Origin of the sequence: Hassallia byssoidea VB512170, from assembly GCF_000817785.2 — a bacterium.
Classification (GTDB): Bacteria; Cyanobacteriota; Cyanobacteriia; order Cyanobacteriales; family Nostocaceae; genus Hassallia; species Hassallia carrinoi.
On the sequence record NZ_JTCM02000057.1, the window covers coordinates 11,985 to 34,558 of the forward strand.

Consider the following 22,574-nt stretch of genomic DNA (forward strand, 5'->3'; position numbering starts at 1 on the left):
TTTATATGCAAATACTTAATCAATTAAGTATAAAAACAAAACTTATAGTCATGTTGCTGGTAATCAGCCTTTGCACTATGCTGGCAAGCACCTTTACATGCTCTACTGCTGGTAGGTCTCTTCTGACGGAAAGGGTCTTCAATCAATTAACCAGCCTGCGTTCCGCCAAAACTTATCAAATCGAAGATTATTTTGAAAACCTTTACATCCATAGCCAAACTTTAAGCGAAGACCTGACAGTGCTTGGCGCGATGCAGGAGTTTCAGACAACTTACCGCGAACTGGAAAAATCAACAGTACCAGCGGATTTTGACAAAAAAATTGATACCTACTACCAAACACAATTTCTCCCCAAACTGGCGCGAACTAGCGAGGGTTCGCCCGTTGTCGCATCTTACACGCCAAAAACAGTTCCTGCCCGTTACCTACAATACTACTACACCGTCGCTAACCCCAACCCCGTTGGTAAAAAACTTCTCCTTGACGACCCAGGCGATCGCAGTGACTACAGCCGCGTTCACGCCCGCTACCACCCGATTTTTCGCAATATAGTGCAAAAATACGGTTACTACGATATGTTTTTAATCGAACCCGCAGGAACCGTTGTCTACACAGTTTTTAAAGAAACCGATTTTACCACAAACTTCACTAACGGACCCTACAAAGAGAGTAACTTAGCAGAAGCGATCGCCGCCGCACGACAAGCAAACGGAAAAGGCTACGTGAAAATAGTAGATTTTAAACCGTACAGCCCTTCTGGGAGTGCGCCTGCCGCTTTTATCGCTACCCCAATCTTTAACAACTCCCAATTCATTGGTATTTTGGCGTTCCAGCTTCCGGTTGACAAAATTAACAATGTGATGACTGGTAACAAACAGTGGAAACAAAATGGTCTGGGCAATTCAGGAGAAACTTATCTAGTCGGGTCAGATTATCTCATGCGTTCTGCGTCTCGTTTCCAAATTGAAGACCCAAAAGGTCATGCAAAAACTCTCCGTTCTATCGGTACTGATGAAAAGACCATCAACAAAATCAAAGAGTTTAATACTACAATTCTTTTACAACAAGTACAAACAAAAGCAGTAAAAGAAGCGTTGTTTGGCAAACAGGGCACGCAGGTAATCGATGATTATCGTAATATTCCAGTTTTAAGTTCTTATGCTCCACTAGATATTGAAGGATTGAGGTGGGCTATCTTGGCGGAGATAGATGTTTCTGAAGCTTATGCCCCAATTCATTCGTTTGAAAAAACAGTTTTGATTGGGGCTACTTTAATCATTGCCCTAATCACGCTTGTTGCCATGTGGCTGACCGCAATTTTTGTCAAACCAATCAATACTTTAATCAAAAGCGCTCGCAAGGTGGGAGCCGGAGAATTTGACGCGGTTGTGAAATCCGGTTCGCAAGATGAATTTGGAGAGTTGGCTAAATCATTTAACCAAACGATAGACAGCCTTCGCGCCGAAACTCAACTCATCGATCGCCAAAATCGCTCTAATGAAGCATTAGTCTTAAGTATATTTAGTCCCGCGATCGCTAAACGCCTTAAAGACGGAGAGAGAGAAATTGCCGATCAGATTTCTAATGTCTCGGTTTTGTTTTCCGACCTCCACCGATTCACCAGGCTTTCTCAAACGATGTCTGCTCAAGAAGTTGTTGCCCTGCTGAATGAACTAGTAACTAACTTCGATGAAATGACAGATAAATACGGTTTGGAGAAAATTAAAACTATTGGTGACGGTTACATGGCTGTATGCGGGTTGAGTGTGCCGCGTTTGGATCATGATAAACGCACGGTAGATTTTGCTTTGGAAATGCAGGCGTTTGTCCGCCGATTTAATTATGAAAAAGGCTTGCATTTAGATGTGGAAATCGGCATCAATTCCGGAGATGTGGTTGCAGGTGTGATTGGCAAAAATAAATTGCTCTACGACGTTTGGGGGGATACTGTAAATATTGCCAATCGGTTGAAGTCTGCTTGTCCGGTAGGAGGAATTTTAGTTTCTCAAAATATATGCGATCGCCTGCGCGATATCTACGATTTTGAATTCTTTGGTGAAATTCAAGAACCTGGAAAAGAAAAGCTAGTGGGTTGGCAACTCAAAAGTTCTCAGCTTCAAGTAAGTGTTCAAGAAGAAGAATATGAATAATTTCAGCTTTTCAAACAACTGGCATACTTGGGCGGTAATTGTCGGATTAGGGTTCCCACTCCTGGTAGTTTTACTAGGAGAAATTATTTATCATCTAAAAAGGCGCGGTAGACCGCTGGCGGCTACTCTGCGGGTTGTGAAAAACCTCGTTTTGCCCGTGTTAATGCTGATGCTTTTAATCAGGAATGTCTTAAAAGTTGACGTAAACGGGAATTTTGCCAAGCTCGTTGAAACGCTGTTTTGGATATCTGTTATCTACGCTTCTCTCTCGCTATTTAATGTAATTTTGTTTGAAGAAGCGGAGGCGAATACATGGCGGGCAAGGATGCCCAAACTGCTGATCGACCTTTCGAGGTTGTTTTTGGTGCTAGTAGGTAGTGCGATCGTGCTGGCGGCGGTGTGGGGTGCAGATTTGGCGGGTCTGGCTACGGGATTGGGCGTTAGCTCGATTGTGATTGGTTTGGCGCTTCAGGACACATTGGGTAGCATCATGTCTGGGATTGCGCTGCTTCTGGAACGCCCCTTCAGCGTGGGTGATTGGTTGCGCGTTGGCAATAGCGAAGACCAAATCATTGAAGGGCAAGTAATTGATATTAATTGGCGATCTGTTCGCTTGCTAACTCTCCAGCGCCAGATAATTATCGTTCCCCATCAATTCATTGGCAAAGAAATAATCCATAATTACAGCCAACCAGAACGCATTTATAACCAACGCATCAATATTGGCTTCTCCTACGATAGCCCCCCTAACGTCGTGAAGCAGGTACTACAAAGTACAGCTTTGGCTACACAGGGCATATTAGCTCAACCCGAACCAGAGAGCAAAACCACATCCTATGATGAGACGGCAATTATCTATGAAGTGGAGTTCTTTATCGAAAATTTTGAGGATATGGAGCAGATACTTGATAGATTTATGACGCGAATCTGGTACGCAGCGCAGCGAAACAACCTGACGCTATATCGCTACCGATACGAGTATGCTGTGGAAACTGCTGATAAGGCAGATAGCGCTGCAAGTAAGTTAAGTCAGTTGCACTCAATTCCCGGATTTATGCCTTTAACTAGAGAGCAGAAAAATTTGGATGACTTAGCGAAGGGAACTATTGTACAACAGTTCGGTGCGGGCGAGAAAGTTATCCGGCAGGGCGAGCCTGGTAATGCTTTGTATATTATCATTGCGGGTCAGGCTCTAGTCACCGTCACCAACGAGTTTGGCAAGGAATTGGAGGTAATGACTATCTTGCGTGGTGAGTTCTTTGGCGAGATGGCACTGTTTACTGGGGAACCAAGTCCGGTATCAATCAAAGCAGTTGACGATTTGCAAGTTCTTGTCATGTACTCAGATTCTGTAAATACGATGATTTCACGTCAACCAAGCTTGGGACGTGAGATAGGTAAAATTATCGAAGCGCGAAGCAAAGCGGTAAGTATGGCTCAACAAACAGATGTTTCGTCCAATGCTGAGGTTGAAACTATTAGGAATTGGAAGTAAATTGATATCAAATGAAGTCAGAAGAAAGGGAACCCCATATTAAAAAGATTGAAATATGCGTAACATTGAAAGTATTGTCCAGTTAACTAATAAAGAACTTGTGAGGAAGGGATACCAATGAAGTTAGATAAATTCGTCCTGGCACAAAATATGGCTTTTCTGATATCGATTCCACCAGAAAGCAATTTAGCAAAATTACTTTCCTTTTGTTTGGCGACAAAGGCAAGAGTTAATACTTCAGGAACAGAAATCTTGAAGATAACCTGTGAACTAATGGAAAACCCATCAAATTTGCCTTATTGGACTCAAGACGTGATGGGACTTGATTTAGATTACAGTAGTGAGGAGTGGAAAGCTTTGGGAGAGATGGGTATAAAAGATGCAGCAGAATTTATGGCTAAGATCGGGCAAGAATTGGATTCTTTGAATTTGTAATATCAAGCTGTGGCTGAAGCAAAGAAACTCTCAGTTTCAAAACATATCGAAAGCATTCATCATCACCGGATAGTTAAAAAACCCTGTCTTTAGACAAGCGATCGTCAACTTTCAACAGAGGAACAAAATTATGTCTTTAAATGTTGAACTTTTAGAACAAAGTTTCGAGCAAATCAAACCTCGCGCTAATGATTTCGTAGCTAGCTTCTACGAAAACCTGTTTGCAACTCACCCGGAAGTAAAACCGCTGTTTGCCCACACTAACATGGTAGAACAACGGAAACATCTCATAGCTGCTCTGGTCTTAGTGATACAAAATCTCCGTAAACCAGAGGTTTTAGGGTCAGCTCTCAAAACTTTAGGAGCCAAACACGTTGGATATGGGACAATTCCCGAACATTACCCCGCAGTTGGAGAAGCATTGTTGACGACTTTTGAGCAGTATCTCCATCAAGATTGGACTCCTGAGGTAAAGCAAGCCTGGGTCGATGCCTTAACAGCAATTACTGCTTTGATGTTAAAAGGTGCAGGAGAAGATTATGCACTCTTAACTGTGTAAAAAGCATTAGTAAGCGCTGGTAAATCCAGAAAGCCCTGTGTTTATACAGGGTAGTTTCAGCTTTTAAGTCAGGCAAGAAATATGTCTTTAAATATTGAACTTTTAGAGCAAAGTTTCGAGAAAATTAAACCCCGCGCTGATGAATTTACAGCTAGTTTTTACGAACACCTGTTTACACTTTACCCAGAGCTGAAACCGCTGTTTGCCACAACCGATATGGCAAAGCAACAGAAAAAGCTGCTTAATGCTCTGGTTTTAGTAGTAGAAAATCTCCGCAATGCCGAGGCTTTAGAGCCTGTTCTCAACGCTCTAGGAGCAAGACACGTTGGATATGGAGCAATTGCCAAATATTATGGACCAGTTGGAGAAGCACTGCTGATGTCTTTTGAGCAGTATCTCCAACAAGATTGGACACCCGAAGTAAAGCAAGCGTGGGTAGATGCTTACAGAGCGATTACCGCTTTGATGTTAAAAGGTGCTGGTGCAGAATCTGTACCAAAAGAAGTTCAATTATCGAAAATACCAGAGAAAAAAGTAGAATCTCAACTAGAGTCAGTCCCAGAAAAAGAGCCTCAGGAGTTACCCGTAGAGTTACTCGAAAGCAGTTTCGATAAAATTAAACCTCGCGCTGATGAATTTGCAGCTAGCTTCTACGAACACCTGTTTACACTTTACCCAGAGCTGAAACCGCTGTTTGCCACAACTGATATGGCAAAGCAAGAGAAAAAGCTGCTTAATGCTCTGGTTTTAGTAGTAGAAAATCTCCGCAATCCGGAGGCTTTAGAGTCTGTTCTCAACGCTTTAGGAAAAAGACACATCGGATATGGAGCAACTGCCAAAAATTACCGCCCAGTTGGAGAAGCACTGCTGATGTCTTTTGAGCAGTATCTCCAAGAAGATTGGACTCCTCAAGTAAGCAAAGCGTGGAAAGATGCTTACACAGCGATTACTGCTTTGATGTTAAAAGGTGCTAGTGCAGAATCTTCACCAAAAGTTATCTCAGATGAAAAAGCAGCAACCAAAGAAAAGCCAAGACAATTAAAGGAATCTAAGCCATTTAAGCCGGAAGTAGAGCAACAGAAAAAGCCTTTAATATCGATTCAGTTAGATGGTGAAATTCTCCAAAAAATCAGAGCGAAAATCAGCGACAAATATCAGCAATTTCAACCAAAATTATCAGTTGGGCAGTGGGCTGAAATCCTCAAACAAATTCCGCGTAAAGCGATCGATACTTTCTGGATATCACCAGCATGGTTAGTCGCTACTGTTTCAGCCGTCATCTTCACAATATTTTTTGTGAGCATCGATGAAAATTCTGTGCTGGGAAAGGCTCTGGGTGCTGCTGATACTATTAGTCTCGTAGTTGCCTTAGTTCTAGTGATTAAAGAAGCTCCCGATCGCAGAAAACAATTTCACTACCAAGCTTGGAGTATCATCGACGCAGCGCACGGTGTAAAAGTTAGCTATGCCAGAATTCTAGCACTCCAAGATTTAAATGAGGATAATGTTTCTCTTAGAGGTTTGGATGCTGTGGGTGCAGAGTTAGTAGATATTAATCTCCCCAAAGCTAATCTGAGTGCAGCAAATTTAAGTGAAAGCGACCTCAGTAATGCTAATCTGAGCAACGCTAACCTCGATAATGCTAACCTGAGTCAGGCTAAACTTTCTGGTGCTAATCTCAGTCATGCCAAGCTGAGTTTTGCTCACTTAAATAAGGCTAATCTCAGTAGTGCCAACCTCAGTAGCGCAAACCTAATTTGTGCCGACTTGAGTAATGCGAATATGAGCGGTGCGAATTTGAAAAATGCTACTTTGAGCGGTGCTAACTTAGAAGGTACTTACCTAACTGGTGCAAATTTAAAAGGTGCTAAAGTCAGCAATTATGAACTGAGTGCTGCTTTTATTGAAGGTGCGATTATGCCTGATGGTTCAAAACATCAGTCTCTCTTTGATTCAAAATAGCGTGTCTGATAGTTGGTGAGAACTTGTTTTTTTAAGCGCGATACCGAAGCGCTGCTGCTTTCAGCAGATCGCTCTATTTATTCTGCACATCTAAGTATTTTTTCAGTACTTAAATATTATTCTAAATAAGTTTTGGTAAAAAATATCTTTTTATAAATAAGCGATATTTACCTTGTTTATTTATACAAATTAAGTTATTCAACACAGTAATTTGTAAAGCCTATGCAAAGCTATTGCCAATTGATACATCTCTAGTTATATTGAGTTTGCAGATAAATCTGTTTGCTGCATATGTAAGGGAATTGCAGCATCTACCTCAATAAATAATTAGGGCATTTATCACATTTAAATAATTCATCTATAAACCGATAATTCCAATATTGAGTATCGGTGGCATTTCGTGTTGAGTATGGGAAAAGTTTTCCGGACTCTTGTACGCAAAAAATGAGCGTATTTCCACTCTGCTGATGATTGTAATCGGTAAGTAGTTTCTTTTTGCCAATCTGCACAAAAGCGGAAAGTCTGAGCGGAGGTTTCCTCCGTTCCCCGAAGGGGTTGCCGAAGGCATCAGAACTTTCCAAGACAAACGCTGATTTTTAACGATTCGGGTATTCAAATGAGATTGATAATCAAACGGTGGAGGTGTAGTCACCTTCTCCTATTTTTGCTGCTTCCGGGAATGCTTACTTGGGAAGCAAAGTCTGCTGTTGCCGATGAAATTGTAAATACAGCAGTCTTTGGGGGTGACAATATCCAAAATGTCAACACCAATCGCACATCACTAACCACAGATGTTGCAGCTTTGCAGATTATCAAAAGTGGCGATCGCGCCGCAGCTGAACCTGGAGATACAGTAATTTACCGTGTTTCCATCCGCAACACTGGCGGCGTGAGTGCGAATAATCTCACTCTTACAGATATTTTACCATTAGGGCTGCAATTAATTACGCGATCGCCGCAAGCAACTTTAACAAATAGCGGTACAACAACCCCAGTCACAATATCAACCACACCACCACAGAATCGCACATTCACCATCAATGCCGCTAGCATCCCCGCACAAGCAACTTTGAATGTAGTTTACGCTGCCACAGTCACACCTGATGCAGTGCGGGGAACTGGGAGAAATTTAGCAGTTGCGAATGCTGGCAACATCAAAAGTAATACAGCTAGCTATTTGCTAAAAATTCGTCCAGGCATAATTTCCGATTGTGCAACTTTGATTGGACGTGTCTTTGTCGATAAAAACTTTGACGGTGAACAACAACCCGGAGAACCGGGAATACCCAATGCTGTGGTTTACATGGATGACGGTAATCGCATTGTCACCGATGCCAATGGATTGTTTTCTTTGGCGAATGTAATTTCAGGCGATCGCACCGGCACTTTAGATTTAACTACTTTACCAGGTTACGCGATCGCTCCCAACTTTCGCAGCATCCAGAAAAATAGTCAATCTCGACTTGTGCGACTCGCACCTGGGGGTATGGCACGAATGAACTTTGCCGTTACACCCGCTTTTAGGGAGGGACGACAATAAGATGACGCAGGCAAGTTCGAGAATTGATATAACTTTACTGACAATTTGTAGTGCGCTGCCAATTTTGCCGGCTGCAAGCGCAACGGCAAATACAAATCCTCAAAATCAAGAAAGCGCAAATCCTTCTAAATTATCTCACTTAATTGCACCAGTTGAACAAGATAGCGCTGCGGTTTTTTCGCCCAGCGTTCAACCTGATGAATTGTCAGGAGATATCGAGGTTAAAGAACAAATTATTCCCGTAGAGACGTTCCACCGGAACGTCTCAAAGACGTTCCAGCGGAACGTCTCAAAGACGTTCCACCGGAACGTCTCTACCCAAGACGTAACCGAGGAAATACATATACCTTCAATGAATGCAGTTGAGACTCAAATAAAAAGTAATGCAAGTATTGCTGCTGATGAAGTCAGGATTGTTAGTCCGCAAGATAGTGTTATTACTGATAAATTTACTAATTTAGTAGTTGAATATCACTCCAGCGCTGAAGTGACGGTAAAAGTGAATGGTAAGTTGATTGACGCAAGTATAGTTACGCAGGTAGAAAAAGATGCTACACAACAATTGAATACTCAAGTTTGGTATAACGTTCCTTTGGAGGAGGGTGAAAATACTATAACTGCACTTGCAAATGGTAAAGCTGTAAGCGTCAAAATAACAGTTAAACAAACAAAGGCAAAAATCAGTATTGCACCTACAGGTAATAGAACAATTCCGGCTGATGGACGTTCAACTATCGAGTTAAATGGTAAAATCATTGATGAAGATGGGGAAATCATACCCAAAAATGTCACCGTTACTTTAACCGCTAGTGCAGGTAAGTTTGTCGGTGCAGATCAAGACAAAGACGCAAGCGGGTTTCAAGTACTTGCGCGTAATGGTATATTCACTGCAACCCTGCAATCTACTTTAGAAGCGCAAAGAGTACAAATTCGCGCCGCAGTTGATGCATTAGAAGACAAGGGAACAAGGGGACAAGGAGGACAAGGAGGACTTGGGGGACAAGGAGGACTTGGGGGACTTGGGGGACAAGGAGGACTTGGGGGACTTGGAAGTGAATTTTCTCCCTTGTCTCCCTTGTCTCCCTTGTCTCCCTTGTCCTCTCCCTCTCCCCTGGAAGCGTATACAGATGTAGAATTCATCACTTACTTACGTCCTTCTTTGGCAACCGGTTCTGTAAATCTGCGGATTGGTGCGGGAGGAACAAATTATTGGGGTAGTTATCGCGATTTTCTCAACCCGAAAAAACAAGGAACTGAAGTAGATTTAAATGCTGCTGTGTTTGCAACGGGTAAAGTTGGGGATTGGTTATTTACAGGTGCATTTAATAGCGATCGCTCTCTCAATCAAGATTGTAATAATGATAATCGCCTTTTTGGTAGTATTCAATCGTGTGAAAAACAATATCCTGTCTACGGTGATAGTTCTACAGTTACTTCTACCGCACCTTCTATAGACAGTGTTTATGCTCGTTTTGAGCGGACATCTCCCGTACCCGGAGCGGAACCCGACTACTTTATGTGGGGAGATTACAATACAACTGAATTTGCCAGAACTTCGCAACTTTACACCGCAACCACCAGACAACTGCACGGGTTTAAAGGAAACTACAATTTTGGCAACCTGCAATTAACAGCTTTATATGCAAACAATATTGAAGGCTTCCAAAGAGATACTATCACTCCCACTGGTTTAAGTGGAACATACTTTTTATCCCGTCGCTTAGTTATTCCAGGTAGTGAAAACGTCTTCTTAGAATCAGAAGAAATCAATCGTCCCGGTACAGTAGTTGAACGCAAACCGTTATCGCGTGGTGCAGACTACGATATTGATTATGACCGGGGAACGCTGAATTTTCACCGTCCCATGTTCGCTACAGAATTAAATTTTTTTGGTAGCACTCTTGTCAAGCGGATTGTTGTAACTTACCAAAATGATGGAGGTGAAGATACAAATCTTTACGCAGGCAGACTGCAATATAACTTTAGAGGAGAAGCGGGAAATACAAATTCATTTATTGCAGGTAGTTATCTGCGAGAAAATCAAGGAGCGCAAAACTTTCAATTATACGGCTTTGACTTTTTCGCACCTTTGGGTAAAAACGGTCAAATTATCGGCGAGTATGCTCACTCCAATCATAATTCTATCAGCTTTGGGGATGTTAGCGGTTCTGCTTATCGTTTAGAAGCATTTGGCAATTTTAGCGATCGCATTCAAGCTAAAGCTTACTATCGTTCTCTGACAGAAAACTTTGCCAATAATGCGACATCAAGTTTTACACCCGGACAAACTCGTTATGGTGCATCAGCGATCGCTCTTCTAACTGATTCTACCAGCTTTAACTTGGGATACGATCGCGAAGACAACTTTGGTATCACTCCCGCAACGCGATCGCAGTTTTTTGACTTATTCAACCCGCAACCGCAACCCACCCCAGGAAGTCGAGTTGATAACAAACTTACCACCATTCGCGCAGGTATTCAGCAAAAGCTGGGTGCGTCAGACTTAGGTATAGAGTACGTAAACCGTTCCCGCATAGATAAAATCAGCAATCAGTTTGACGGTAACGCCAGTCAATTAGTATCTCATCTCAACGTTCCTTTAAGCAATGCTTTAACTTTTCGCGCTCAAAATGAACTTAACCTAGGTGAAAGCGACGTTTTATATCCTAACCGTACCACTCTTGGTTTAGATTGGGCATTGTATCCTGGCGTAACCATGCGACTAGCACACCAATTTTATGATGGTGGTTTGCTCAAAGGCAACAGCATCACCAGCTTAGATACAATTCTTGAGCGCAAACTCTCGGAAAATACCAACATCACCGGACGTTACTCGATTTTATCAGGTGTTGAAGGCTTGAGCGATCGAGGAGCGGTAGGGTTAAATCATCGCATCCGTTTAGCACCAGGTTTAAAACTTAATTTAGGTTACGAACACATATTCAACAATTTATTTACTCCCACAGCAGCAGGTGCTAGATTTGCTCAACCTTATGCAGTTGGACAAAGTGCTTCATCTTTGGGACTGTTTTCCGGTGATGCTTACAGCGTCGGATTGGAATACACTGATAATCCCAACCTTCAAGCAGGTGCCCAATTTGAGTATCGCAACGGTAGCGGCGGCAGCAATACGGTAATTTCCGCAAATCTTGCTGGGAAAATTACACCTGCTGTCACAGCATTAGTCCGCTATCACCAAGCCGGTGGTGCAAATCAACTTTTAGAAGGATTGGGAGACACCGCAAATCTGAAGGTAGGTTTAGCTTACCGCGATCCGAATAACGATAATTTTAACGCTTTACTGCGTTACGAGTATCGCCAAAATCCCTCGACGATTCCCGACAATTTGTTAAACGGTAGCGGTAACAATTCAATAGATCACCTCTTCGCTGCCGAAGCTATTTACGCACCTAATTGGCAGTGGGAATTCTACGGTAAATACGCATATCGTAACAGCACAGGTTACTTAGCGAATAACTTTACTAACAGTAGCAGTTTGCATTTAGCGCAGTTACGCGCAAGTTATCAACTAGGATACCGCAGCGATTTAGCAGTGGAAGGACGTTGGATCGGTCAACCCGACCAAGGATACAACGAATTTGCTGTAGCGCTGGAAGGTGGGTATTATTTCACACCAGATTTGCGAATTGGTTTAGGTTACGCTTTTGGTGGTGTCGATGACCGAGATTTTACAGGTTATCGCTCGAATGGTGGTCCTTATTTGAACATCAGCTTTAAGGTAAATGAGCTTTTCGGTGGTTTTGGACGACAGAAGGTAGTACCGAGACAACAGCAGGAATCTGAGGTTAAAACTGTAACAGAGATGCCAAAAGTCAATACAACTTTAGAAGTATTTTCTCAATGAGGAGTGCATATGAGTGGAATTATACGACGTAGTGAGCGCTTCAGCGCTCAAATAAGCACTAAAGTGCTTACTACGTGCTTTCTATTGCTTATCTCACCAGAAATAGCAGTTAGTCAATCTCCGGTTTCCCCCTCCTCTTCCTTGCGGGTTGTGGTGAATAGTGGGGAAGATGCTGTCAAAGCTGATGATAAGTTGACTTTACGAGAAGCGATCGCCTTAATAAATAACAGCTTACCACTACAGCAATTAAGCGGTGCTGAAAAAGCTTTGGTACGGCAAAATACGCCGGACTCACGTATAGAATTTAGCTTACCATCTAGTGAAATCACTATCCAATTACAGCAGGAATTACCAGCTTTAACAAAGTCGGTGGTAATTGATGGTACTACTCAACCAGGTTACAACGCTTTGCGATCGGCTACTGCCCAAATTGCTATCCCTAAACCGATGGTGGCAATAACTCCTGCACTCAACAAAGAGATAATTCGCGGTTTAAGTGTCGTTGCTGATAACGTGCAAATTCGCGGTTTAAGTATTTACGGTTTCAGTTCGTCGAACCGAGGCGCAACTTTAACTATACCACCAGCGGATATCTTTATTGACAACAGCAGGAAAAATGTGGTGCTGGAAAATAACTGGTTGGGTATTACCCCAGATGAAAAAATGCCAGAAAAAACATCTGCTTTTGGGGTTTACGTTTTCAACAGTAGGGGTACGACGATTAGACGCAACCGTATTTCTTACCATGATGGCAGTGGCATTATTACCTCGCAGCGTGCGGAAAATACTTTGATGATAGAAAACATCATCGTCGGTAATGGTCTTGCGGGAATGCCTGATGCAGTGCGTTTAGAAGGGGTAATTTCTAACTCACAACTTCAAGGCAATTTGATTTGCGGTAACGATGGTGCTGGTGTTTATTTATTCAAACCATCAGGGAAAGTACAAATTCGCGATAACCGCATCGCTTTCAATGGTAAGCGTTTGCGACGCGCTGCGGTCTATTTGATGGGCAATGAACATCAAGTTATTGATAATGAAATCAGTCATCAAACTGGACCTGGGGTGGTGGTGACTGCGTTTCCTAGCAGTAAAGCTTATGGTTTTGGTTCAGCGTTGGGTAATGTAATTCAAAATAACAGATTTGGTGAGTTAGAAGGTTTGAGCATTGATTTGAACACTCAGCAAAATCTGGATGTCAGCGATTTTCAACGCGGTGATGGTTTCAACCCTAAGCGTAACACTTCAAACCGACGCATAGATACAGGCAATGGAGCGGTGAATGCACCAGAGTTTGCTAGTTCGGAGTTATTTATTGTCAATGGTAAGGCTTTAATTAATGGTACTGCTGATGCTGGTTCTCAAGTCGAAATTTACCGAGTTGACGAGCAAGACAATGATTATGGTCCTTTGAGTCAGCCTTTGGCAACGGTAAGTGTAGATGAAAAAGGCAAGTTTAATGCTAGTTTAACTCAGTTGCAGGCGGGAGACAAAATTAGTGCGATCGCTACTGTTCCTAAATATGGCACTTCCGAACCAGCATACAACGCGATTATCCGTTCTGTTAATGCTTCGCAAGTAATCCAAAATCGCAAATCTAAAATCCAAAATCCCCAATGTGTCAGCGCAGCACCATCACCAAAACCAGAACCGCTTCCACAACCGATACCAGAACCACAACCAAAACCAGAACCGATACGTTTGAAAGTACCGCGTATTATTCACTTTGCTTTAGATAAATCTAATATTAGTTCTGAAAGTGCAACGGTGCTAAATCGCGTTGTCGAAGTATTGCGGCAATATCCTTTCATTGTAGTGGAAATTGAAGGACATACAGACCCGCGTGCAAGTGATGAATACAACTTAGCGTTGGGTAAACGACGTGCTTCGTCTGTGAGAAATTATCTCTTAAAAAGTGCGATCGCGCCAGAACGCATGACCATTCGCTCATTAGGGGAAACTAAGCCACGTTCTCAAGGTAATAGCCGTATTGATACTGCACGAGATAGACGTGCGGAATTGATTTTCAAAGATATCAGGGGTGTAGAAATCATCATCGAAGAACAAGAAAACGACTTACAGATAGAACCATTCCGTTAAATCCTTATTATTTTTATCTCACGCAAAGCCAAGGCAGCGCGTTGCGGGGGTTCCCCCCGTTGTAGCGACTGCCGCGCAGAGACGCAAAGGAAGAAATGAACAGGACTTACGCAAAAATTCTCTCTCTTCCTCATTCCTCTGTGAACTCTGCGTACTCTGCGGTTCGTTTTTCCATAACCAGTGCGTAAGTCCTAATGAAAAAAAGTGTGGTGTAAATAGATGAAAATTCCTGCAATTTTACTGACAACTACATTTAGTTATCAAAGTCTGCTTTTATTTACCGCTTCCCCGGTATTCGCTCAAGTTACACCGCAATTATGCGCCATTCCTGGCAGAGATAGTCCGATACCTTTAAGTGGGATAATTAATACCTATTACCCAAGTCAGGCAAATACTACCATATCGCCCGGTGCAACGTCAATTCCAGTCGGAACACCCACCAACGGAGCGTTAATTCAACCAGGTGACTTATTATTAGTCATCCAAATGCAAGCAGCAGATATTAATTCCAGTAACACCGATGCTTACGGTGATGGTATTGCGGGGGGTGGTAACAGTGCAAATACTAAAGTCGCTCCATCCGGGGGAGCAACCGGTGCTAGTGGTTACACCAACTCGACTGCTGGGAATTATGAATATGTGGTTGCTACAAGTTCCGTTTCCGGAAATTCGATATCTATTAAAGGTACAGGTTCCGGTGGTGGGTTGAGGAATTCTTATAGTAATGCTGACTTTGGCACTCAAGGACAAAGAAGATATCAAGTAATTCGCGTCCCGCAATACTCTAGCGCTAGTGTAAATTCAACTTTGACCGCTGCCCCGTGGAACGGCTCTACAGGCGGGGTTTTAGTATATGATGTTGCGGGGAACCTCAATCTGAACAACGCTACTGTAGATGTCACCGGTAAAGGTTTCCGTGGTGGCGGTGGAAGATTTTTTAACGGCGAACCTGGATTATCATTCAATGACTACCGCACCCTTTCAACCCAAAATGCTAATGGTTCCAAAGGTGAAGGTATTGCAGGTACACCCCGCTTTCTCATTCAAAAATTTAACAACACTACTGGAAATTCCCTTGTCACTCCTCAACTAATAGATAATATCAATGAAGGTTACCCAAATGGCAGCTACGGTAGAGGGGCACCCGGTACCGCCGGCGGTGGTGCGACTGATGGAAATCCCGGCGGTACAAACAATGAAAACTCCGGTGGAGGTGGTGGTGGTAACGGTGGTTTTGGCGGTTTGGGGGGCGAATCTTGGAATTCTCAACGTTTTATCGGCGGTTTTGGCGGTACAGCTTTTGGGGCTGATGTTGCCCGCGTTGTCTTGGGTGGTGGTGGTGGTTCAGGCTCAAGTAATAATCGTACCTCGATTATCAGAGGTATTCTTCCTGATGGTCTTGCTAGCAGCGGCGCTCCTGGTGGAGGTATGGTATTAATTAGAACTGGTAGCGTCAGTGGTAATGGTGCGATCGCTGCGAATGGTGACAATGCTTACAATGTGGAAAACGATGGTGGTGGTGGCGGCGGTGCTGGTGGTAGTGTGGTAGTTACCGCTGCCAATAATAACCTTACAGGTTTGACTGTAAATGCCAATGGTGGTAGAGGCGGTGATGTCAGATTTGTTTCACCGCACGGTCCTGGTGGTGGTGGCGGTGGTGGTGTTGTTTTTAGCAGTTCTGGTGCGGTTGTCAATGTTAGCGGTGGCACTCCTGGCGGTACTGGCGACCCAATTGACCCTACGCAAAACTTCGGTTCTACTACAGGTTCTAGTGGAGTTAGTGCAGCCGCCGGCAGTATTCCCGGTGCAAATTCCGGTGCTGAATGCTTGCCGATATTAACTGTTAATAAAACTACCAGCACGCCCGGTCCACTTAACAAGCCGAGTAAAGCAAGTTATACTATCACCGTTTCTAATACTGTCAACCGAGGTACAGCGCTTAACGTTAATATTACCGATACTTTGCCAGCTGGTTTTACTTTTGATGGCTCAAGCACTCCCACTATCAATGTAACTGGTGGGGCAACTCGTAACGCAATTAACAATGCAACTGCTGGCGCAACTACTGTTAATTTTGGCACATTCGATATTCCCGGCGGCGCTACTGTAGAAATTACCTTTACAACTGACATTTCTGCAACCGTAGCCGATGGTGTTTATCAAAACTCCGCGACAGCAACTTATCTCGACCCAACCCGCACCACAGCCAACGGTACAACAAGTACAAGTTATGATGCGGCAAATCCAGGTGAAGATGTAACTGTAGCTTCTTTAACTCCGACAATTCGCAAGTCAGTGCGCTTTTTGCGAGATAATGACGGAACAAAAACTGTCACAGTTGGTGATGATGTCCAATATACGATTATCGTTACCAATCCGAATCCAGCTAGTTCTGTAGATAATTTAGTGATTAGCGATCGCGTTCCCGCACAACTACAAATTTTACAAGATAGTGAGAACGCAATTGAATTTTCTTCCGGTTTCAACGTTGCTTCTACCTTACCCAACAACAGTTTTAACGGTACTGGCAATTCGATTATCTTTTCTAATCCTGGCACTGTGCCGCCAAACAGCACTGTTACAGTTACTTATAACGCCCGCATTCTGCCTAATTCTGAAACGAGAATCAGCAACATAGCCAGTATTAATTTTACAGGAGATAACGGGAAGGCGATCGTTTCTGATGCCAGTGACACAATTAACCCCAATCTACCTGGTTCCGGTGTCAATTCTGGCAACCCAGATGCAAACGGCAATGTCAACCAACCCACCGGCGACGGTATTAATCCTGACCCCACAATCATTAACTTTATCAACCCACCTCAATTACCGCAACTACGTGGAGTCAAGCGAATTACCAATGTAATTAGAAACGGCGCATCAATAAATAATGTCAACTTTCATACGTTTATCGATGACCAAAATGATGATACTGACAATGCTGCCGGATGGTCAAAACTCAAACCAGTAGGAGTTCCCATCATTAGCCCGCAAATACGTTTGCAAAGTGGCGATGAAGTAGAATATACCGTCTATTTTCTTTCCGATGGCAATCAGCCGGTGCAAAATGCCAAATTTTGTGACTCTATCCCCAACGGGACAAAGTTCATTCCTGACAGTTTTGGTTCAGGTAGTGGCATTTTGGTAAATATTCTGAACAAAGCTACACCCCAAACGAATACCGCAGATAGCGATAATGCTAGCTTTTTCTCGCCCTTAGCGCCATTACCAGCTAATAACGTTTGTTCTAATCAGAATAATCTTAAAGGAGCAGCGATCGCTAATTTTGGCAATCTTGACAACACAACTGGCAACAATTACGGCTTCGTTCGCTTCCGTGTCAAAATCGATTGATATATAGCAAAGTTCAACAATTATCGAGGATTGATTGAAGATGCCTGTGGAGCATGAAAACAAGGTAATGACCTCCCAAGAGGTGGCTAAGTTGTGGGAAGCTTTCCAAATGTTTGACGAGGACGGTAACAGTACCATCTCAGCAGAAGAACTGGGGCAGGTAATGCGTTCTTTAGGACAGAACCCCAGCGACACAGAGCTGCGGGATATGATTAAAGAGGTAGACGTTGACTTGTCGGGTGCTATCGATTTTGAAGAGTTCAAAGCGCTGATGGTGTCTCAGCAAGGCGATCGCAAGAGCCGTTTGGCACTGGCATTCAGCGTGTTTGACGAGAACGGCACCGGTGAAATTACCGCTGATGAGATGCGGAATGTGATGAGCCAATTTGGGCTGACAGATCAAGAACTAGATGAGATTATCAAAGAAGTCGATCATGATGGCGATGCTTCAATTGACTTTGAGGAATTCTGTAAGCTGATGCCAGAATCAGAAACTGCGATCGGCTACAAAGATTCACCAATTCCTCTCGTCACAAAAAAAACAACCGCAACAGACGGTGGAGTTGCCCCCACCACCGAAGACACTCCACAAGAAGCAACCACAAAGCTCGAACCGGAGATAGCGCGGCTAAAAGAACAACTGGCACAACACCCACAAAGCGAGCAAAAGCGCGGAACGTCCCGCTTGCAAATGCAGATTGGTTTGTTTCGTTTGATTCAAGGAGCAGCCTACCGTTGCTTCCGCGAAAGTTTCTCTGCCAATCACGAAACCCACCTGCGGGTGAGAAACCTACCTTATAGAATTACTGACTTCGTGGAGTTTGTAAAGACGGCGATCGCCCTCTACAAAGGGTTAGGTATAGTAGAAGCGGCTTGTCATCCAGTACTTGATGCAGTAGTTGAATCCCTTACAGATGAATATGCCCGACTAGAAGAGCGCATCAAGAACTGGAAGACAATAGAAAAGACAACAGAGATGTTGGCAGAAGAAAAAGCGATGGTAGAAGCGCGTCGCAAATCAGCCAATGTCAAAGACAAATTTGCGGCAGGAGTCGAGTTTGCAATCACGCTGAAGAAAAAGCATTTCAGCTTGCGCGACATCGCGGAAGGTGTGCTTGCCATCAACGAACTCAACCGACTGCGGAAGATGGAGCTCAATCAAGAAATGGCTCCACCACCAGCCAAATCAGAGGAACATCCAAAAGAGTACCTGAACAAGTGGAACCGTGTCATCCTCTCCCAAGCATCAGAGGAAGTGGATGGTGCGATGATGCCAGTAAACTATTGGTATGAAGATTTCATGCCAAAGCTGCTGGCTGCATTCAGCGTCAGCACTGCCGCAGACATTCAGAGCAACACAGTACCTGATGAGGCAGCTTTGGACAAGTGGTACGAGGCAACTAAGGCATCGGGGAAGTTTGGCTTTTATGGGGCAGATGTTGCAGAGAACTTTCTCAAATGCACCCCAAAACAAAAGCTGATGCTCAAGCAAGCATGGCGTCTCACAGACCATTACTTGAATGGAGTGCAGAAACGGCGCGAACGTCAGGAATTTGGACGCGAGTCGGGCGCACTTTCTCAGTATGTAGCATTCATTGACATATATGTAGGTCGGAGTGATGTCAAGGACTCGCAAATGCGGGTGAGCTTCCCATACTATATTGGACCAGCAGTATGGCGCTTTTTCCACACCACTGCTGAAATTGTATCTACCAAGACCGACGTACAGCAGAAAGCTCTGGTGGCAGTTTTTAAGGATTTCTTTAAACTATTTGCCACCATGTACCCCTGCCCCTATTGCCGCCATCACCTAAATATGTATGTGGTGCAGAACAAAGAGGTGGAAATGTATCCGATGGAGTACCTTTTGCTCGGACGTGATGCCCAATTGACTAACTTTGAGGTGTCAATGGAGGCAAAACTCTCCACTGTAGTCGATGGCTCCTCCCTGCGCTTATTCTTTTGGAAGCTGCACAACACCGTCTCCTCTTCGATCGCTCGCTCAGAGGAGTGGTATCACAAAGATGAGAAAGCCTTCTACACCACCCGCTATTGGCCCAGTCTTGACACCGAGCTGGCACGAGCCAAAGCACTCAAACATATCAGCATTGCAAGCGATCGCATCTACCGCCTTTATGGTATGCTAAAGCCGGCATCGCGGCTCTCCGGGGCAAGAACCACATTGCAAAAGCTCTTGCAAAAGGGTGATTGGGAAGGCATCAAGGAAGCATGTCTGGTTGCACAAGATTACATCAATGATTTGGAGTCGGCTGTCCAGAGCGGACAATTTTTACAAGAAACATACTGTTTTGATCCTAACCTTGTGGATAAAACTCCCTACTTCACTCCTGAAGAAGAAGAGTTTTCCCGCAGCGGTGTGTTTGTAGAACTGACCTAATATCATAAAGTCGTGTTTTTGTCAACTCTAGCAGGGTAGCGCAGGAATTCATAATTAGTAATTAGTAATGAGTAATTATCTCAATTACTCATTACTAAGTTTATAGAGAGTAATTTTGAGGAATATATGCTAATGCAGTTAGACAAGTTTGTATTAGCACTAAGCAGCATTACATGAATACTACAAAAGTTTGTAGACGTTAAAACCCTTGATTTACCGTTAAGCGGTTACTTGAGGATTTGAGAAGTAAGCTACTACAACCTTAGATAAAATCCTTAAATAATAAGACTTTGGCGAATTGCGGTACAGGCGAAACTTGATATCAAAGTTCATTGTCACATGATGCGCCACGCTTGTGGTTATTTTTTAGTGAATCGGGGCACTCTAGCAGGGGGAAAGAGGCTTTTCCGATTTTTGCACAGATCCGGTAATCATAAGCGATTAACCGAACTTGATATAATTGGAGGCAGCAGCCCACAGAAGGCATTCCCAGGTGGAACCTGGGAACGAGAGTGCGAGAGTTAGGGAATAGGAACAATTCTCAATAACCGCTCCATAACAGTTCTTGCCCGACGCCCTCCCCCTGGAATCAGACGATGACAAAGAACATGAGGAGCAAGAAATTTCACATCATCAGGAATCGCGTAATCACGTCCTAACAGAAAAGCTAACGCCTGCGTAGCTCGTTGTAGAGCCATTGTACCGCGAGGACTGACACCCAGAGAAATTTCTTCATCTTGGCGCGTCGCCCGCACCAATTCCAAAATATACTGTTGCAATGAGCTTTCCACTCTTACTTGAGCGCAAATTTGGCGCAATTCCTGCACCTCTGCCAAAGTAATACAAGGTTGCAAATCAGCAACTTTGATATTCTTATCGACAGTTTGCAGCATCTGTAATTCTTCAGCTTGAGAAGGATAGCCCAAACTCAAGGAAAGCATAAACCGATCCATCTGCGCTTCTGGCAAGGGAAAAGTACCTTGATATTCGATGGGGTTTTGAGTGGCAATCACAAAGAACGGTGTCGGAACCGCACGAGAAACACCATCTACTGTTACTTGTTGTTCTTCCATCACTTCCAGCAAAGCTGACTGAGTGCGGGGTGTAGCCCGATTGATTTCATCAGCTAGCAGCACATTGGCAAATATTGGACCAGGGAGAAAGCTAAATTCGCCGCTTTTTGGATTCCAAATATTGATACCAGTAATGTCAGTAGGTAGTAAATCTGGGGTGCATTGCAGGCGTTGAAATTTGCCATCAATAGAACGAGCTAGAGACTTTGCCAGCAGGGTTTTACCAACTCCAGGGACATCTTCTAGCAAAGCGTGACCACCACCTAACAAAGCAACTAGCACTAAGCGTATTGCCTCACTTTTGCCAACGATGGTCAGAGCGAGATTTTGTGTTAGCGCGTCAATTTTTTTTCTCATGCACTGTGGGGAATGGGGAATTGGGAATGGGGAATGGGGAATGGGGAATTGCGAATTGGTAATTGCGAATTGCGAATTGCGAATTGCGAATTGCGAATTGCGAATTGGTAATAAGAGATTCTTTCCATACCCATTACCCATTACCCATTACCCATTACCCATTACCCATTACCCATTACCCTTTGTATAGTGTTCCCACTCAGCATTCAAAACTCATTACCAAGAACTTCTTTAGCAGCAATGCAGTCAAGTTGAATTTGTGTTTTCAGGTCTTCTAGAGAAGAAAATTTTTGTTCTGGGCGTAAAAATTTGGCGAGTTGCACTGTCAGGTTTTTGCCGTACAAATCGCCAACCCAATCTAACAGATGCACTTCTACGGTTGGATGAGTGCCGTTTACAGTCGGGCGATCGCCTATATTCATTACACCTTTAATGGCAGAATTTTGGTTTTCTTCGATAAAAACGCGAACTGCGTAAACACCTTGACGGGGCAAAAATTTTTCTTTAGGTAATTGCAAATTGGCGGTGGGAAAGCCTATAGTTCTGCCAATTTGTTGACCTTGGACAACAACACCAATTAGGGTATAAGGACGCCCTAAAAGTTGGTTAGCTAGTTCGACGTTGCCGTTTGCCAAATGTTGGCGAATCAGTGAAGTGCTAATACGAGCCTCCTCGGTGGAAGTGACACTCTCACCTGCATGAGTTTGGATGGGAACGATGGTAACGGGAATGCCGTATTTGGCGGCGAGAAATTGTAAATGCTTGGCGGTGCCGCTGCGCTTTTTACCAAAACAAAAATCTTCCCCGACGCTAATTTGCTGACATTGCAATTGTTGCACGAGAATTTGTTCTACGAATTCTTCGGGAGTCAAAGCTGATAATTCTTTGCCAAAGGGTAATAGTACCAGTTGTTCGATGCCAAGCGATCGCAGCTGTTGCACTTTTTCATCCACTGGTGTCAACAAAGCATGAGGTATCCCTGTAAAAAATTCTTGTGGATGCGGATAAAAGGTGACAACTGTTGAGTAAATGTAATTAGTATTACTTTCTTTCTCTCTATTTTCTCTGTTGGCTTGTTGCAAAATTGGTGCAATTACTCTTTGATGCCCGCGATGGACACCATCAAATTTGCCCAGCGCAACAGCAGTAGGCGTTAAAGCCAATTTGGTGGAAGAAGCAACCCACACAGCACACCCATTTGGAGACAGATTTACCACGTCGATTCGGGGATTTTAGGTTTTTGAAGCAGTTCAGAAAAAATTTATTTTTCGTTTGCTAGTTTTCGC

General features: G+C 43.6%; 12 protein-coding genes. 10 read left to right on the plus strand and 2 right to left on the minus strand.

The window, feature by feature from the left end; all coding sequences use genetic code 11:
- Positions 1-5: 5 nt before the first annotated feature.
- The 10 genes from PI95_RS21480 (at position 6) to PI95_RS21520 (ending at position 19,858) form a co-directional block, all read left to right on the plus strand.
- Positions 6-2,150, plus strand: coding sequence for an adenylate/guanylate cyclase domain-containing protein (locus PI95_RS21480; RefSeq protein ID WP_039737591.1), 2,145 nt, complete (start codon positions 6-8; stop codon positions 2,148-2,150).
- Entirely contained in the window at positions 2,143-3,645 is a 1,503-nt protein-coding gene (locus PI95_RS21485; protein WP_039737590.1) for a mechanosensitive ion channel family protein, read from the plus strand. The genes PI95_RS21480 and PI95_RS21485 overlap by 8 nt, the downstream gene beginning before the upstream one ends.
- A 117-nt stretch (positions 3,646-3,762) precedes the next feature.
- Complete coding sequence (locus PI95_RS21490) at positions 3,763-4,080, plus strand: hypothetical protein (RefSeq protein WP_039737588.1); 318 nt, start codon at positions 3,763-3,765, stop codon at positions 4,078-4,080.
- A 130-nt stretch (positions 4,081-4,210) separates the two neighbouring features.
- The gene (locus PI95_RS35315; RefSeq protein WP_039737587.1) at positions 4,211-4,639 is read left to right on the plus strand and encodes a globin family protein; all 429 of its coding nucleotides are present in this window, start codon (positions 4,211-4,213) and stop codon (positions 4,637-4,639) included.
- An 81-nt stretch (positions 4,640-4,720) separates the two neighbouring features.
- A complete protein-coding gene (locus PI95_RS21495; RefSeq protein ID WP_039737586.1) occupies positions 4,721-6,601 on the plus strand; it encodes a globin domain-containing protein in 1,881 nt (626 codons plus the stop codon).
- Positions 6,602-7,280: 679 nt separating this feature from the next.
- Positions 7,281-8,141: a DUF11 domain-containing protein gene (locus tag PI95_RS21500; RefSeq protein WP_236117141.1), complete on the plus strand. Its 861-nt coding sequence runs from the start codon at positions 7,281-7,283 to the stop codon at positions 8,139-8,141.
- Position 8,142: 1 nt separating this feature from the next.
- On the plus strand, positions 8,143-12,006 hold the full coding sequence (locus PI95_RS21505) for a hypothetical protein (protein WP_052324650.1): 3,864 nt from the start codon (positions 8,143-8,145) through the stop codon (positions 12,004-12,006).
- A 9-nt stretch (positions 12,007-12,015) separates the two neighbouring features.
- Positions 12,016-14,106: an OmpA family protein gene (locus tag PI95_RS21510; protein ID WP_039737581.1), complete on the plus strand. Its 2,091-nt coding sequence runs from the start codon at positions 12,016-12,018 to the stop codon at positions 14,104-14,106.
- A 219-nt stretch (positions 14,107-14,325) separates the two neighbouring features.
- Entirely contained in the window at positions 14,326-17,460 is a 3,135-nt protein-coding gene (locus PI95_RS21515; protein ID WP_052324649.1) for a beta strand repeat-containing protein, read from the plus strand.
- Positions 17,461-17,527: 67 nt separating this feature from the next.
- On the plus strand, positions 17,528-19,858 hold the full coding sequence (locus tag PI95_RS21520) for an EF-hand domain-containing protein (RefSeq protein WP_236117142.1): 2,331 nt from the start codon (positions 17,528-17,530) through the stop codon (positions 19,856-19,858).
- A gap of 521 nt (positions 19,859-20,379) precedes the next feature.
- Here the strand turns inward: PI95_RS21520 and PI95_RS21525 are convergent.
- Both PI95_RS21525 and PI95_RS21530 read right to left on the minus strand, forming a co-directional pair.
- Positions 20,380-21,288, minus strand: a complete 909-nt coding sequence (locus tag PI95_RS21525; protein ID WP_039738267.1) for an AAA family ATPase — start codon at positions 21,286-21,288, stop codon at positions 20,380-20,382.
- A 206-nt stretch (positions 21,289-21,494) separates the two neighbouring features.
- Positions 21,495-22,505 carry a bifunctional riboflavin kinase/FAD synthetase gene (locus PI95_RS21530; RefSeq protein ID WP_163519069.1) on the minus strand — a complete coding sequence of 337 codons (1,011 nt, stop codon included), beginning with the start codon at positions 22,503-22,505 and terminating at the stop codon, positions 21,495-21,497.
- Positions 22,506-22,574: the final 69 nt, after the last annotated feature.

Excerpts from the sequence above, each read along its gene's own strand:
- PI95_RS35315 (WP_039737587.1), top strand. The coding sequence starts at position 4,211 with ATGTCTTTAAATGTTGAACTTTTAGAACAAAGTTTCGAGCAAATCAAA.
- PI95_RS21520 (WP_236117142.1), top strand. The coding sequence starts at position 17,528 with ATGACCTCCCAAGAGGTGGCTAAGTTGTGGGAAGCTTTCCAAATGTTT.
- PI95_RS21490 (WP_039737588.1), top strand. The coding sequence starts at position 3,763 with ATGAAGTTAGATAAATTCGTCCTGGCACAAAATATGGCTTTTCTGATA.
- PI95_RS21505 (WP_052324650.1), top strand. The coding sequence starts at position 8,143 with ATGACGCAGGCAAGTTCGAGAATTGATATAACTTTACTGACAATTTGT.
- PI95_RS21515 (WP_052324649.1), top strand. The coding sequence starts at position 14,326 with ATGAAAATTCCTGCAATTTTACTGACAACTACATTTAGTTATCAAAGT.
- PI95_RS21510 (WP_039737581.1), top strand. The coding sequence starts at position 12,016 with ATGAGTGGAATTATACGACGTAGTGAGCGCTTCAGCGCTCAAATAAGC.
- PI95_RS21500 (WP_236117141.1), top strand. The coding sequence starts at position 7,281 with ATGCTTACTTGGGAAGCAAAGTCTGCTGTTGCCGATGAAATTGTAAAT.
- PI95_RS21525 (WP_039738267.1), bottom strand. The coding sequence starts at position 21,288 with ATGAGAAAAAAAATTGACGCGCTAACACAAAATCTCGCTCTGACCATC.
- PI95_RS21495 (WP_039737586.1), top strand. The coding sequence starts at position 4,721 with ATGTCTTTAAATATTGAACTTTTAGAGCAAAGTTTCGAGAAAATTAAA.
- PI95_RS21480 (WP_039737591.1), top strand. The coding sequence starts at position 6 with ATGCAAATACTTAATCAATTAAGTATAAAAACAAAACTTATAGTCATG.
- PI95_RS21485 (WP_039737590.1), top strand. The coding sequence starts at position 2,143 with ATGAATAATTTCAGCTTTTCAAACAACTGGCATACTTGGGCGGTAATT.